14 protein-coding genes are annotated in these 13,582 nt (G+C 53.0%); 10 read left to right on the top strand and 4 right to left on the bottom strand.

Annotation, left to right across the window (positions count from 1 at the left end):
* The first annotated feature begins 485 nt into the window (after window positions 1-485).
* Complete coding sequence (locus tag NNL38_RS10205; protein WP_255387935.1) at window positions 486-989, top strand: hypothetical protein; 504 nt, start codon at window positions 486-488, stop codon at window positions 987-989.
* 100 nt (window positions 990-1,089) lie between these two features.
* Here the strand turns inward: NNL38_RS10205 and NNL38_RS10200 are convergent, their stop codons facing one another.
* Window positions 1,090-3,072, bottom strand: coding sequence for a methyl-accepting chemotaxis protein (locus tag NNL38_RS10200; protein ID WP_255387934.1), 1,983 nt, complete (start codon window positions 3,070-3,072; stop codon window positions 1,090-1,092).
* Between the two features lie 339 nt (window positions 3,073-3,411).
* Window positions 3,412-3,936, bottom strand: a complete 525-nt coding sequence (gene mobB, locus NNL38_RS10195) for a molybdopterin-guanine dinucleotide biosynthesis protein B (protein ID WP_255387933.1) — start codon at window positions 3,934-3,936, stop codon at window positions 3,412-3,414.
* A gap of 48 nt (window positions 3,937-3,984) precedes the next feature.
* Between mobB and NNL38_RS10190 the strand changes: the two genes are divergently transcribed.
* From NNL38_RS10190 to NNL38_RS10170, 5 genes are all read left to right on the top strand, one after another.
* Window positions 3,985-4,485 (top strand): O-acetyl-ADP-ribose deacetylase, encoded by a 501-nt coding sequence (locus NNL38_RS10190; RefSeq protein ID WP_255387932.1) that lies wholly within the window; start codon window positions 3,985-3,987, stop codon window positions 4,483-4,485.
* 205 nt (window positions 4,486-4,690) lie between these two features.
* On the top strand, window positions 4,691-5,191 hold the full coding sequence (locus NNL38_RS10185; RefSeq protein ID WP_255387931.1) for a hypothetical protein: 501 nt from the start codon (window positions 4,691-4,693) through the stop codon (window positions 5,189-5,191).
* Window positions 5,192-5,338: 147 nt separating this feature from the next.
* Entirely contained in the window at window positions 5,339-6,424 is a 1,086-nt protein-coding gene (locus NNL38_RS10180) for an endonuclease/exonuclease/phosphatase family protein (RefSeq protein ID WP_255387930.1), read from the top strand.
* 63 nt (window positions 6,425-6,487) lie between these two features.
* Window positions 6,488-7,111: an alpha-ketoglutarate-dependent dioxygenase AlkB family protein gene (locus NNL38_RS10175; protein ID WP_255387929.1), complete on the top strand. Its 624-nt coding sequence runs from the start codon at window positions 6,488-6,490 to the stop codon at window positions 7,109-7,111.
* A 198-nt stretch (window positions 7,112-7,309) separates the two neighbouring features.
* Window positions 7,310-8,449 (top strand): DUF3541 domain-containing protein, encoded by a 1,140-nt coding sequence (locus NNL38_RS10170; protein ID WP_255387928.1) that lies wholly within the window; start codon window positions 7,310-7,312, stop codon window positions 8,447-8,449.
* Between the two features lie 35 nt (window positions 8,450-8,484).
* On the opposite strand, the gene amrA is transcribed toward NNL38_RS10170, so the two are convergent.
* Both amrA and amrB read right to left on the bottom strand, forming a co-directional pair.
* Window positions 8,485-9,090: an AmmeMemoRadiSam system protein A gene (gene amrA, locus NNL38_RS10165; RefSeq protein ID WP_255390616.1), complete on the bottom strand. Its 606-nt coding sequence runs from the start codon at window positions 9,088-9,090 to the stop codon at window positions 8,485-8,487.
* Complete coding sequence (gene amrB / locus NNL38_RS10160; protein WP_255387927.1) at window positions 9,059-9,847, bottom strand: AmmeMemoRadiSam system protein B; 789 nt, start codon at window positions 9,845-9,847, stop codon at window positions 9,059-9,061. Before amrB ends, amrA begins: the two co-directional genes overlap by 32 nt.
* 72 nt (window positions 9,848-9,919) lie before the next feature.
* On the opposite strand from amrB, the gene amrS reads away from it, so the two are divergent.
* The 4 genes from amrS (at window position 9,920) to NNL38_RS10140 (ending at window position 13,245) form a co-directional block, all read left to right on the top strand.
* On the top strand, window positions 9,920-10,996 hold the full coding sequence (gene amrS, locus NNL38_RS10155; RefSeq protein ID WP_255387926.1) for an AmmeMemoRadiSam system radical SAM enzyme: 1,077 nt from the start codon (window positions 9,920-9,922) through the stop codon (window positions 10,994-10,996).
* Between the two features lie 105 nt (window positions 10,997-11,101).
* Entirely contained in the window at window positions 11,102-11,410 is a 309-nt protein-coding gene (locus NNL38_RS10150) for a glutaredoxin domain-containing protein (protein WP_255387925.1), read from the top strand.
* Between the two features lie 513 nt (window positions 11,411-11,923).
* Window positions 11,924-12,733: a transcriptional regulator gene (locus NNL38_RS10145; RefSeq protein ID WP_255387924.1), complete on the top strand. Its 810-nt coding sequence runs from the start codon at window positions 11,924-11,926 to the stop codon at window positions 12,731-12,733.
* A 2-nt stretch (window positions 12,734-12,735) separates the two neighbouring features.
* A complete protein-coding gene (locus tag NNL38_RS10140) occupies window positions 12,736-13,245 on the top strand; it encodes a FidL-like protein (RefSeq protein WP_255387923.1) in 510 nt (169 codons plus the stop codon).
* The last annotated feature ends 337 nt before the right edge of the window (window positions 13,246-13,582 follow it).

The following is a 13,582-nucleotide window of genomic DNA, read 5'->3' as shown; positions in this document are numbered from 1 at the left end:
AGGCGGGTTTAATTGGTTGAATTATTGTCATTATTTATATTTGATGTCGGTAGATTCTTATTTTTAAGACATTTGTCCCAATAAATACGCAGTGATACATTTGACTCATTCGCACAAATGACCATCATGGTGTCCGAAGTGACATCGGCTGCTGTCGTGGCAATCATCTTCAACCAAACAAAGTAAAAAACAAAAAATATTCTGTACTTGATTGATTTTTAATGTTTTTTCAGTTTTATTTCCCGGGGGTGATTGTTGGCGTGTCATGAAAACAAGGCACCCTGCATACAGGCTTCGCCCTTTTCAAAGGACGAGATTGTGTCTGCTGGACGTATGCCGATGTTATGTGCGCATGACAGGTTCGGTGTAATGCGATTTGTATGGAAATATATACCGGGCTGTCGTACTTATTAATCAATAAACGACACAAAATATTAAGTGATCGAATTAGTCGCATGTTCTTATATCCGTCAATATGAAAATAAATGCGCTGGTTTTGTGTCGTGTCGAACGAATTCGAACAGGAAGTAAAAATGAAAAAAGCATTCGCGACCCTTTTCGCCTTTGCTTCGTTGTCTGCTGTCAGTGACGCCAGTGAATTTCGCGCTACCTTACCGATTGCAAGTAAACATTTCTTTTGTGCCAGCGAGCAGTGTCTTGACCTGAGTGAAACAAATTTAGGTTTTGGTATTGAATATGCCGGCTATGGCGTCGTGGGCTATCAAAACAGTTATTCCCGGCAAAGCTATGCGATTTATAAGGCATTTGAATATGATGCCTTTGACCATTTGGGATTTGGGATCCGCCTGGGCGGTGTAACGGGCTATGAAGAAGAATCCGGCCTGGCAGTGGTGCCTCTGGCGCATCCGTATCTGCGCATTTTGCCGGTTGAAAGCCTGAGCTTGAATATCGGCGCAGCTCCGGTTGGTTTGATTGATACCAAAAATTACAATCTGGTGATCACCCTCGACTCGCAACTCTCTTTCTGATCGCATGCGACGGTTGGTAGCTCACTGGATATGCGTCTCTGCCTGAAAAGAGCAAGGCGCCTGTCGGGCGCCCTGCGACGGTTCAAAGTGACGTGTCGGATCAGACCTTAAACTGGCCGACCAACTGCTGGAGCTGCGCATTGGCGGCTTCCAGTGCGGTTGCATGTTCACCGGAAGAGCGGCCGTGCATGTGCAGTTGCTGTAGCATGGTTCGAATTGAATCCATACGCTCGTTGATATTCTCCGCCACTTTACTTTGCTCGTTGGCTGCGGTGGCGATTTGCAGGCTGATGTCATCCACTTTCAATACCGAGGCTGTCATGGTGGTGATCCCCTGGTTGACGTTCTCCGTCATTTCGGCAGTGCTGAGGCACTGTTGCTTGGTTTCAGACATCGCAGCGACGGTCTCGTCAACGCCAACTTTCAGCAAGTGAAGCATCTCTTCGACTTCGGTGGTGCTCTCCTGCGTCCGGGCGGCAAGGTTACGCACTTCATCGGCCACCACGGCAAAACCGCGGCCCAGCTCACCGGCACGCGCCGCTTCAATTGCCGCGTTGAGGGCCAGCAGGTTGGTTTGCTCGGCAATGCCGCCAATCACCTGCAGCACTGACTCGATCGATGCAGCGTTTTCCTGCATTTGGGTGACTTTCTCCGATGTCAGTTCCACGTTCGAGACCAGATTCTTCACACTGCCGGTGGCTTGTGCGGCGGACTGGCCGGTGATGTCTGACTGCTTCTGCGCTGCGTTGGTGATTTGGGTGCTCTGCGCGGTGTGGCCGGCGACATCTTGGGCCGAAGCACTGAGCTGGTTCACCGCCGTTGCCACCATATCGGTTTCATTGACGTGTTGTTCGAGAACATTCAGGGTCTTCTCGGTCACTTCCGTCATCGCCGTGATCTGTTGGCTGCAGGCTTGGTTTGCCTGCATCACATTGTTGACCAGGTTCTGCAGGTAAATGATGAAATGGTTCATCGACTCGGAAATGGCATCCACTTCGTCGCTGCCTTTCACCGGCAGGCGCATCCGCAAGTCGGCATCACCGGCTGACAGGGAGTCGACATTCTGCTTCAGGTTGTCGAGGCGTCTGGTGAGCTGGCTCAGGGCCAGGAGCAGGATGATCAGCAGCAGGGCAACCATTGGCAGCTGGATCTTGGCCAGTGTCCCCAGCATTTGTTGGCTCTGCGCTGTTAGCAGACGGGTTGGCTGCGCGACACCGACCAGCCACGGGGTGCCCTCGACATCTTTCAGCAGCAACGTGTAGTCTTCGTTGTTCTGGGTAAACTCGAGCCGCGACTGGGACTGGCGTAGCGCGCTTTGCATGGCGCTCGCCAGAGGATAGCGGTGATCAGCCAGATTGGTCAGGATCACATTGTCGCCGGTCAGTTCCCGGTTCTTGCTCAGGATCTTACCATCGCGTTCGACAATCAGGATTTCAGCATTCAGCTCCTGCTCTTTATCGGCAACCAGGGTATTAAAGAAGCCCAGCGTGACATCCACGGTGGAGACACCATAGAGCTGACCGTTTTTGTAGATCCCCATGGCACAGTTGGTGCGTGGCTGGGTGCTGGCGCCGTCTTTATAAGCCGCAGCCCAGACACAGGCACCGCGTGGTGCGTTCTGTCCGGCCACATGCCAGGGCTGGGTAAAGTAGTCGGGCGCTTCGGCGCTGTTCCAAAAGGTGTTTTCTATCAGGCGGCCGCCGGTATCCCGATGATAAAAGGTACTGGCACGCTCCTGACCGGGGATCCGCTGGTTGGGTAGTGGCCAGATCCCGCCACCGAAGACCAGCTCATTGCCATACTGGTCGACCAGTGAAGGCAATAAGCGATCAATGTTGTCGCTGCTCAGCTTGGGGACCAGCTGCGTGGTGGCGCGCTGTTGCGCTTGGACGGCTGACAGGGCATGGCGAATGTCAGTGGAAATCTCACCCACGGCCAGCACCAGGTTTTGCTCGCCGACATGGCGTAAACTCGGCGCGATCCAGCGTTGGATTCCCAGCCAGGTAAGCACGCTAACCAGCAAGGTAAAGCCGATCAGGACGGCGCTGTACCGCTGCTTAATCGTAGTGAACAGACTGTTCATGATGATACCTCTGTGATTCGGAAATGAATGATTCTGATTGTTGTTGGAATGTGCTGCGGTTGGCGATTGTTTCGAAACCGAAAGTAAACAGCTTCAACATAACATGTAACAAATCATTCACGATTAATTACGAGCAAAAATGTGAGCGTGCGAACATGATGGGAGCTCGACCAGCATGAGGGCGGTGACGCTTGTATTTTTGTTCGCTGATTGTTTCCCTTTTGTTTTATGCGGGAATTGCTGAGGTGCGTGGCGGAGCTGCGGGTTTGATGGCCGCATTCTGTTGATATTGAATGCGGCAGGATGGTGATCCCATGGCTGTGACGGGATAAAAACGGCTCAGATGGCAGGTGTTTGTTCGAGCCTGCTCAGAATGAAGGCGGCAATGGCCTCTGGTTGGTTGAGGTCGAGCACCGGTAGTGGGCAGTCGGCCGGCGCAGGCGCATCGCACGCGAATGCCAGGATATGTGGATCATGGGGATACAGCAGCGGCTTGCCGTAACTGGGGCGGTGGATCTCGATTTTATCGATGGCCGCTTCGCGAAAGCCTTCCACCAGCACCAGATCTAACTGGCTATGGTCCAGCTGGCGCAGGCATTCATCCAGCGTCGGTTCGTCACGGCTGGGCTCGGGGTATTCGAAATAGAGCATGTGCCGTTCCCGGGTGGCCATCAGGGTTTGCGCGCATCCGGCGTGGCGAAGCCGGTAGCTGTCTTTGCCCGGCGTATCCGGATCGATGGTGTGATGACTGTGCTTGATCAGTCCGATTCGCAGGCCGTGCTGTTTCAGCAGCGGGATTAGTTTTTCCAGTAAGGTGGTTTTCCCTGAGCCGCTGTATCCGGCGAAACCTATAATTGGAGTCATAGACTTAAGAGCGTGTGAGAAACATGCACCTATCCTAAAGGAAACCCTATGACCAGACTAGTTGCAATTCAAACGGATATCACCACTGTAGAGGTGGATGCGATTGTTAATGCGGCCAATTCGTCGTTATTGGGCGGCGGCGGCGTGGATGGTGCCATCCATCGGGCCGCTGGGCCACAGTTGCTGGCGGAATGCCAAACCCTGGGTGGATGCCGGACCGGAGAAGCCAAACTGACCCAGGGCTATCAACTGCCGGCAAACTATGTCATTCATGCCGTGGGCCCGGTGTGGCATGGCGGAAAACATGAAGAAGTAACCTTGCTGGCAAACTGCTATCGCAGATCACTAGAACTGGCCCGGCGGCACGGGGCAAAGAGCATTGCGTTTCCCTGTATCAGCACCGGCGTTTACCACTTCCCCAAAGATCTTGCAGCGGATATCGCTGTGGCGACCGTGAAGGGGGCAGTGGCCGACAATGGGATGGATGTGGTTTATTTTGTTTGTTTTGATAATGAGGATCTCAAGCGCTATCAGTCTCTTTTGGCATAACAAAACGGGCGTATCAAAAGTGAGCCACCCTCGCATTTTTCCGTTTTCAGAAACAATAGCGTCTAAAGTTAATGTGTAGTTCGTTTTCCCTGGTTCAGGCCAAGGGATGCCATCGGGCAACTGCACAGGTCGTGCTCTGAGTGTTGTGACAGGATGTCGCCGTAGCAGAGACGACCGAAATCAAATAAGCATCAGGGAGAGTGCAATGTGGGCAACTTTAGATTTTGAAGCATCGGGCTTATCCGATCAGTCTTATCCGATTGAAGTCGGCTATTCATTACCAGACGGCCACGGTCATAGTCTTTTGATCAATCCGCAGACGGCCAGTGGTGTCTGGCAATACTGGGATGAATATGCGGAGCAGGAAATCCACCAAATCTCACGTCAGGAGCTCTACCAAGAGGGCTGGCAGGTTGTTGAAGTCTGTCTTCACCTCAATGCGGTGCTCGGCCAGTATGAATATGTGTTTTGTGACAGCCAGTGGGATCTGTTCTGGCTCGGGCGTCTCTATCAGGCTGCGCATATGCGGCCATCGTTTACCCTGACGGAAATCGGCCACTGGCTGATGCAGGAAAACGGAATTGACCGCATCCAGTTTCAGCTGGCCCTGGAAGAGCTCGGACCGACCAAGCACCGCGCGATGCACGATGCGCAGCAAATTCGTCAGGCCATTTCCCTGCTGGTCAATAACCCGGCTGAGCTCTGATCCAAGTCGATGAAATTTCAGGCGGTGCTTTCCCTTCGGGATGGGAGCCGCTAGAATTTTCGTTTGTTTCTTTGCTGGTAGACGCCTTTGTTCTCTGATCCCGCTGCAACTTCAACCCGCCTGCGGTGTGCCGTATTCAACGTTTCCATGTCTTTGCCTGAGCCGGGGGCGATCCTGGCTCAAACGGCGACGGCGGAGGAGCCCCGACTGCGCCGATTGGCTGCCATTATTCAGCACATCCGGCCCGATGTCCTGATGCTTTGTGAATTTGATCACCCGGGAACTGGCGGCGATGACGGCAGCCTGGCGAACTTTTGTCGCCATTACCTGGAGCGCGGCCAGCATCAGCAGCAGCCGATCGCATACCCCTATCGCTATTGTCCGCCGACCAATACCGGCTTGCTCAGCCCGTATGATTTGGATGGTGACGGGGAGCGAACGCTGCCGGGAGACGGACTGGGGTTTGGCGAGCATCATGGCCATTTTAGTTTTGTGCTCTTGTCTCGCTATCCGTTGCAGGAGGCGCAGATCCGCAGCTGGCAGCAATGGCGCTGGCAGGATCTGCCGGATCACCTGATGCCGGCTGACTATTACAGTCCGCAAGCCCGAGAGGTACTGCGGTTGTCGTCGAAAAATCATGTTCTGGTCCCGGTGCAGGTGGGGGCGCAGCAACTCAACCTGCTTTGTTGCCACCCGACACCACCGGTGTTTGACGGGGAAGAAAAGCGCAATGCCCGGCGCAACCATGATGAGCTACGGCTGCTGACGGACATTATCGATCACGCCCCCTGGCTGCGCGATGATTGGGGAGCGCGCGGCGGACTGGCCGCTGACGATAAGTTTGTGGTGCTGGGAGATCTCAATGCTGATATGGCTGACGGCGACGGCATCAAAGCCGGGATCCGACGGTTGCTGTTGCATCCGCGGATCCACCGTCAGGTCAGCGCCGGTAAACTGACTCCGAAAAGTCTCGGTGGTCGCTTTCACCTGCCCTGGCAGCCGCGCCAGGGACGGGCGACGGAGTGGACACACCTGGCGGGGCTGCGTCTCGATTATGTGCTGCCGTCGTCCAATCTGGATGTGCTCCAGTCGGGCGTGTTCTGGCCGGATAAGAAAGACCCGCTTCGTCATCTGATTTGTGATGAACAGGGGCGGCCACGGGCGCAGGCCGGCTCGGATCACCGGCTGGTGTGGGTCGATATTCGTCTCAATGCCGGTCCGGATGTGGCTTAATGTCTGTAGATAGAGCGAACTTTGCACAGGGCAGGGTTTGCACGCTGGAGAAGGTGAAACCTGATGGAAAACTTGTCCCTGTTCCCACCGCCAGCATCGGGCGAGTGGCTCGACATTCCCGATGGCCGGTTGTACTGGGCACCGATGTTCTTTTCTGCTTCGCAAGCACAAACTTATTTTGAGCAACTGCGGCAAGAGCTGGACTGGCAACAGGAGAAAATCCGCCTCTTTGGCCGTGAAGTCTGGCAGCCCCGGTTGCAGGCCTGGTGTGGTGAAGCCGCCTATACCTATTCTGGTTTGACGCTGCCCCCGGCGCCCTGGACACCGACGTTGCTCCGCATCAAGTCAGCGTGTGAAACGGTGTGCGATCAGTCTTTTAACTCGGTGCTGGCGAATCTGTATCGCGACGGTCAGGATTCGATGGGCTGGCATCAGGATAATGAGCCTGAACTGGGACCACAGCCGGTGATTGCGTCGGTCAGTCTGGGCGAAACCCGGCGCTTTGTGTTGAAGCATTTGCAAAGTAAACAGAAGGTAACGTTCGAGTTGTCGGCGGGGTCATTGCTGATCATGGCCGGGAGCACCCAGCAGTACTGGACTCATGCGATCCCGAAGTCCAAGCGGCCCTTGTCCGCCCGGATGAACCTGACCTACCGGACCATTTATCCGCTGGCGAATGGGAAATAAATTCGCGCATGGGATCACATTCAGCATGAGCGGGGAAATGCTTTTGACGCGGGGCTGACGAATGGATTGTTATTTTTGCTAGCGTTATTTGGCATTGATTACCAATACTTATACCCACTTAATTCAGTTATTGGTGTACTTTTCATATGAAACAATAGCGAATTGTAAGGCTCGTCATTGTTCGCCAAGGAGAGGTTTATGAAATCATTAAGCGTTGCCCTGTTACTCTGCGTCTCTTTATTTTCAAATGGCGTCCGGGCCGAAGTTGCCTCATCGGGTTTACCGGACAGCACGGCCCGGTCCGGCCAGATTGCACATACTTTTGACCAGGACGCCGCGCTCATCAAAGCTACTTTTGAATCTGAACTCTATACTTTGCCGCCTTATACCCTGGGCCATTACGGATTGCGGATGTATCGTCAGACCCAGGATGATAAATACGCAACCGCGATCTGGAACGACATGGCCCGGGTTGCCAGCCGCCTCAATAAGTTTGCCGCTGAGGTGCATACCTCGGCTCAAATCCGTCAATATGCAGAAAAGAAAATCAGCAATTATCGGAAGAAGACGGGCGAGCGCAGCAAGCTCAGATATGAAGTGACGAAAACTAAGCCGGAGTACTTATATTTAGGGATCGGGTTGTTGGGTTCAATGGCTCGGGCGGATGAGTACGGGTTGAAGCACCGGGAAGATGCGACTCTGCGTGAGGTGATCCGCCGTTATGATTTCATCGAATATGCGACGGATCCGGCGATGATCCGGGCGTGGGCGGCGCAGCTGGCGAATCAGGTGTACTGGCTCAAGCAATTGGGGGAGCAGGATGTGGTGGCCGAGTTTATCGAGGCGTTCAAGGCAACTTATCCGGACTCGCAGGACGCCACGCTGAGTGAGCAGCAATACATGAACAAAATATACGGGTTGACCCATATCGTGTTTGCCGCGTCCGGCTATTATCAGCATCCGGTGAGCGAGAAAGAGTTCCAGTGGATTTTTGATTACTATCGCCGCAATATCGACACGATCCTGGCCCGAACCAAAGAAGATGTGATCGCTGAAGTGGGGATCAACTTCCTGCTGGCAGGGCTGGAGTCCGATCCTGTAGTCGAGAAAACCCGCCGGGCCATTCAGCAAGGTATCGACCGTCAGGCCGGGTTAATCCCGTCAGTAAAAGGTGAAACCGACTTGGATAAAGGGGAGCACCGCAACGTGCTGGCCATTATGTTGCTGGACTGGCAGGGTGCGCGTGCCGTCCCGACCGTAGCGGGCCAGCCCGAACTGTTTACTGCCGTACCTTACGGCTTGATCCCTCGTGAGCCGCGTCAGAAACCGTTGCACTAGAATAACAACACAGAGTCAGATCTGCGGTACGGGCATCAGAAGGCATCCGAAAGCTGGAAATAGCGGCCTTTTATACTGGTGACGGTAAAGGTTTTGACGGTAAGGGTGTCGGACCAGTAGTTTGCCGGCCAGCCTGCCTTCTGCTTCAGGTGGCGGAGAAAAACCTCAGGAGTCGGCAGCTGCTGCCACACCTGGGGTAAAAACAGCGCTTGTAAGTGATGATCTGACAGAATGACACCATCGCGATGATTTTCCAGGTAGTCTATCAGCGCTTGCTCCGATTCGACCTCAAGCGCTTGCGGCTCAGACAGTACCGAGACCTCGATCATCAGCCGGTCCAACTGCTCTTCCGTCAGCGGCATAAAGCGCCGATCCTGGTACGCGCTGTCCCGGGCCTTGTTGTGTACTTCCAGCACCAGGGGCTCGTTGGCCGTCACAGTGCCGAGGCAGCCCTGCAGCTCACCATCGACCTCGAGAGTAACGAAGCAGGCGCCCGGCCGCAGCAGCTTTTTTCCGTACAGATCAAGCTGGGGTGGGCGGGGCAGTTCATCTGAAAAATGGCCGCGAATGGACTCACGCGCAACGTCCAGTAGCTGCGTAAGCTCTCCTTTATTGAGTTTCTGAGACGAGGTAACTGACATATCCAACAACTCTCTCCTTATCCCCGGCGGTATCACCGGAATTTTTTCGTGTTATTCGGGTTAGTTGATAATGGCGCTGTTTTGCAAGTTGCAGTAAGGCGTTAATGCCGGTCGAGCCACAGGCCTGCTCCGGTCTCAGCGACGGCCGGTAATGTTCGATTAAATCACAGGTCTTGCTGTCTATCTGCTGTGCTTGCGCATAGGGATGATAGTGGCTGAGATCGCTGCTGATCACCAACAGGGTTTGGTCGCCTTGCCAGATTGAGTCAAGGATCCGGGCAACGGCAGTTGGGGAAACATCACTGGTTAAGAGCGGCAGTAAACTGAATTTTTTTAAACAGGTTTGCAGAAACGGCAACTGAACTTCCAGACAGTGCTCGAAGGCATGTGCTTCATCTGAGATATGAATATCATCTATTTGGCTCAGCTTTTCAACACTTTGTCTGTCAATTGGCACGTCGCCCAACGGGGTCGAGAAATAACGGGCCGCGGGCAGAGCACACCCTTTGAAATAATACCGGTGGCTGGGGCCAACCAGGATGATCTTGCTGATCGTGGCTGCCTGTGACTTCAGGTGGCGATACGCATCCGCCGCCACTTTGCCGGAGTAGATATAACCGGCATGCGGAACAATCATGGCCCGGATGTTTTCTGGCATCGGCGGATTCGGCTCAAGCCAGTGACTCAGCTGAGACTGTAGGTTTTCCGGGGACTTATCATAAAAGCTCCCAGCAACGGCCGGCGGGCGAATATTCATAGAAATCACGCGGTTATTTTTGCCAATACTATATTTAGTATAGGAATAAAATTATCTGCTGAGGGGTGTTCTATGCACCAACCTCCTGAATTTTTTAAAACTGATTACTGGCACCGTCTGGAAGATGGCCGGGTGATTTGCGATGTATGTCCGCGCCATTGTCGGTTACGGGATGGAAAACGGGGTGCCTGTTTTGTCAGACAGGCCAAAGATGGTGAAATTGTGCTGACCAGCTATGGTCGCTCCAGCGGGTTCTGTATCGATCCGATCGAAAAAAAACCGCTCAATCATTATTATCCCGGCAGCTCCGTGTTGTCGTTCGGGACGGCCGGATGCAACCTGGGGTGTAAGTTTTGCCAGAACTGGAGCATCAGTAAGTCGCGGCAAATCGATACGTTAGGGTCCACCGCCATGCCGGAACAAATTGCCCGCGCCGCCCAGCGTTATGGTTGTGACAGCATTGCCTTCACCTATAACGATCCGGTGATTTTTATGGAGTATGCGGTCGACTGTGCCCAGGCCTGCCACGAACTGGGGATCCACAGCGTGGCGGTCAGTGCCGGCTATATCTGTGATCAACCCCGGGTGGCATTCTATCGCGATATGGATGCCGCCAATATCGACCTCAAGGCGTTTACCGAGCGTTTTTATCATAAAATCTGTAGCGGTCATCTGGCGCCGGTGCTCGATACCTTGCTGTACCTGAAACATGAAACGAATGTCTGGTTTGAAATTACCACCCTGCTGATCCCGGATGAAAATGACAGCTCGGTGGAGCTGGAGCAGCTGACCCGGTGGGTGGCGGATAATCTTGGCCCGGATGTGCCAATCCATTTCAGTGCGTTTCATCCCGACTTTAAGATGCTCGATAAACCCCGGACCCCGCCGGAGACGGTCAAGCGGGCGCGGGAGATCGCACTGGCCAACGGCATTCATTATGCCTATGTCGGCAATATTTTCGATGAAGCGGGCGATAGTACCTATTGCCCGGGGTGTCATAGCAAAGTGCTGGTCCGCAACTGGTATGAGCTGGGTGATTGTGCCCTGACCGACAGTGGTGCCTGTACTTATTGCGGTTATCAGATCGCCGGTCATTTTGCTGCGCCAAAGCAGTTCGGCCGCCATCGCATCCCGGTCAAAATCGCCTGAACAGAGCCCCTTCTTGTTCGATTTACCATAAGCGGGCCTTGTCAGACAAGCTGTCTTTCCTTAACCTTAGCGATCCGGATTTTCCTGAGATGAAGATGAAAGCGTATGTCTGATATGACCTTTGAACAGCTGGCAAGTTACCCGAACCTGGTGATCACCCAGCCGAACTGCCCATTTTGCGTAAAAGCCAAAGCCATTCTGGATGAGCGCGGCACGGCGTATACCACGCTGGTGCTGGGAACCGATCTGGCGAAAACCACCATGGTCGACTTTGTTGAGCAGCAAACGGGGAATACGGTCCGCACAGTGCCGCAAATCTTTCTGGACGGCAATTACATTGGTGGTCACGACGATCTGGTGGCTTTTTTGGCGCGTCAGGTTGACGGTGACGCCTTTGGTGATTTTGAGCTGTAACTGGCTTGCCTGCCTGGTGCTGCTTGCCCAGAGCTGACAGCCTGAAGGGGGCGCGCTTGGTGAGCTGAGCGATATGAACCGACAGAAATCGTGTGACACGCGAACAAGCTGTTGAAAAAAGGACACCTGCATCTGCGGTGTCCTTTTTGTTTGCCCCGAACGCTGGCAAGTGGGCTGGGTTGACGTTCAGGGACAAAGCAACAATGTCTTGAGTCAAACTTCGGACTGGTGTGCGCACCAGAGTGTAAGCCGTTTCATGTGACTTGGTAGACATAATCGCTGTATGTGCTCTCATCTGACCAGGCTCTCTTGATCTGTATCAACAATCCATTTTGCGCCCTGGCGGTATGATCTACCCCGATGAATACCCACTCCAATCAGAAGCGACGAGCGTTATTTTCTTTGGCATTTTTCAACGCATACAGGTGACGTGATGCTTGCGTGTAAACCGGGATGACAATGCGAAAAGGCGTGGGGGATTGCGGTCATTTTGAGTAGGAAAAACCTATACCAATGAAGTATAAAATAAATGGGTTTCTATATTACGACGCAATAGATGGCACGCTAAAGCTTGAAGACCAGGCCGCCAGCGATACGCAACTTTCCATTACCGCCAATGCATTATTGTTTTTTTTAATTCAGCATCCGGGCGTGCTGACGCGTGATGAAGTGATGACCAAGGTATGGGATGACAATGGCCTGATTTCATCCAACAGTAACCTGAACCAATACCTGAGCTTGCTGAGAAAATCGTTTCGCAGCTACGGGATTGAGAATGTGATTGTCACCATTCCCCGTGGACGACTGGAGCTTAATCCCGAGCTGATCCTTGAGGTGGTGGATAACAATCCGTTGCATCCGCTCTTGCAGCAGGCGAATACGGCCCCCGCGGTCGTACCCGAGCCATTGGCCAAAGCGAGTAAGGCGACGCAGCTTCCGCCACAAACCGAGCAACAGGAACGCAAGTGGATGATCGCCAGTGCGACATTGTTTATCGCTGCTCTGGCGCTGTTGTGGACGGCCATCATCACCGAACGTTCGCTGCATGTTGTCAGTCTGACCGAGGTGGAGAGCGGGTTATGTGAGCTGTTCTCGCCGGAGTTGATGATCAACGGTGCGATGGGTGAAAAGTACATTAAGAACTTTAAAGCTGTGCGAGACAAACTGGGCCTGTCTTGTGCGAAGGATGAACGCTTTATTTTTTACTATGGAGATAAATTGCAGAGCAATGGGTTAGGGCGAACCTATATTGCGCGATGTGCTGAAAATGAAAATAACCCTTACGCCTACTGTGACAATTATTTTTATTATTCCTGGAAGTAATAATGCAAACACGCAAAAGCGGTAAGATTTTTTTTTTCTACGCGCTGATTTTATTTTTCCTTTGTACTTTGCCCTTTGTTTCAAAAGTGATCCCATCACAGTCTGGTGATCTGAGCTGCACGGCACGGGCAATCATGCACTTTGAAGACACGGTGACAGAAACCGTGAATGCGAATATTCACTTTCGATTTAGTGAGCGCGGCAAAGGTTCACTGGTTGTCGAAGGGTACTCAGACTCCAAGGCCGGCTGGCTGTACTTGCAGCGTTACGTTCAGTTTGATTACACCAGCGAACGGGTCTCTGCCTATACGCGTCATTACCAGGTCAAAAAGTGGTCTTCGACCAAGTCCTCAATCGATGAATCCCCCGATGTGCTGTTCGATTACTTCATGCGTGAAATGTCTGACAGCCATGACGAGCTTCTAATCAAAGTCGAGAAGCTTAGCTACGACACCGTACTCCTGAGCTCGATCAACTCACCTTTATTTGTCTGTGCTTTAAGTGATCAGTAGATCGGGCGAACCCGCATTGCTGGTTTGATCTTCTGTGAAACGCCTGCATCCGATCATCGTGCCGTTAGTCGGGTGAATGAACGGCAGGCGCTGCGACAAATTGAACCCGTCTCCCCGCTTCATGCGCTATCCCCAAACCTAAATTTCTTCAACCAGCCCTGAAAACCGCCGGACTTTTGGTGGCAGTGTTGTCATCAAAGGCTCTCATGACGATGCACTTCATGTTTTATTCCACTTTCACTTTATCTACCACTACTACCACCACGACCACTTTCTCTTCGATTACCACTTTCACTGCCATATCGGCACCTGCGGCCACGGTTATTTCAGTCGCCAT

It is taken from the genome of Photobacterium atrarenae, from assembly GCF_024380015.1.
In the GTDB taxonomy this organism is placed as follows: Bacteria; Pseudomonadota; Gammaproteobacteria; order Enterobacterales; family Vibrionaceae; genus Photobacterium; species Photobacterium atrarenae.
The sequence above is the reverse complement of the archived record's forward strand: the minus strand, read 5'-3'. Positions and strand labels throughout refer to the sequence as shown.